This is a genomic window from Janthinobacterium leeuwenhoeki, assembly GCF_051380795.1.
In the GTDB taxonomy this organism is placed as follows: domain Bacteria; phylum Pseudomonadota; class Gammaproteobacteria; order Burkholderiales; family Burkholderiaceae_D; genus Janthinobacterium.
This window is the reverse complement of record NZ_JBNYXT010000076.1, coordinates 1-1,106: the sequence shown is the minus strand read 5'-3', so window position 1 is coordinate 1,106 and position 1,106 is coordinate 1. Positions and strand designations below refer to the sequence as shown.

Here is a 1,106-nt window from a genome sequence, read left to right as displayed (position 1 = left end):
TAGGGAAGCGCTGATTTATTCTCCAGTTGCTGTTCACGGCAGCGCGCCGACCTGAGACAATAGCGACACGTTCATTGCCCCGCCACCGATCATGCAAAAGAGCTTCTCAGACCTCGAATACGCCGCCAAGAAAAAGCTGACCCGGCGTGACCGTTTCCTTGCCGAGATCGACAACGTGACCCCTTGGGGCATGTTGCACAAGCTCGTCGAGCCGCACTACCCGAAGCCCGTCGGCGCCGGTCGCCCACCGATCGGACTGGCGCGCATGTTGCGCATGTATGTGGCCCAGCAATGCTTCGGCCTGTCCGACGAGGGCATCGAAGACGCCATCTACGACAGCCAGGCCATCCGCGCTTTCGTCGGCATTGACCTGAACCGTGAGTCGGCGCCGGACGCGACGACGCTGCTCAAATTCCGTCACCTGCTCGAAGCGAAAGAGTTGACGCGTCAGATCTTCGACACGATCAACGGCCATTTGGCCGCGAAAGGCTTGATGATGCGCGAAGGCACCATCGTCGACGCGACGCTGATCGCGGCGCCACCGTCGACCAAGAACAAGGATGGCAAGCGCGACCCTGAAATGCACCAATCCAAAAAGGGCAATGACTGGCACTTTGGGATGAAAGCCCATATCGGCGTCGACGCCGCATCGGGCCTCGTGCACACTGTCGTTGGCACAGCGGGCAATGTGTCGGATGTGACTCAGGCGCATGCGCTGCTGCACGGCGACGAAACCGCGGCGCTCGGCGACGCCGGCTACCAGGGCGTCGAGAAGCGGCCGGAAAATGTCGGTAAAGCCGTCACTTGGCACGTGGCCATGAAACGCTCCAAACGCAAGGCGCTCCCCAACAACAAATTGGGGCGTCTGGCAGAAAAGCTGGAGCATCTGAAGGCCAGTGTTCGGGCGAAAGTCGAGCATCCGTTCCATGTTCTTAAAAACCTGTTCCGTCATCGTAAAACGCGCTATCGCGGCCTGGCCAAGAACACTGCGCAGCTGTTTACGTTGTTTGCGTTCGCCAATCTGGTGCTGGCCGGCAGGCGCTTTACCGTCACCGAAACCCGAAAACCGTCTTGATCGACGAAAGGCGAAGAACGCAGCACCAATT

The 1,106-nt window shown here is 59.5% G+C and carries 1 protein-coding gene; it reads left to right on the top strand.

Annotated features, from left to right (window positions below; translation table 11 throughout):
- Positions 1–91 precede the first annotated feature (91 nt).
- Complete coding sequence (locus tag ACQ4WS_RS25440) at positions 92–1,075, top strand: IS5 family transposase (RefSeq protein WP_436479725.1); 984 nt, start codon at positions 92–94, stop codon at positions 1,073–1,075.
- Positions 1,076–1,106 lie beyond the last annotated feature (31 nt).

Bases quoted from the DNA above. Each gene is read 5' to 3' on its own strand.
- ACQ4WS_RS25440 (WP_436479725.1), top strand. From the start codon at position 92: ATGCAAAAGAGCTTCTCAGACCTCGAATACGCCGCCAAGAAAAAGCTG.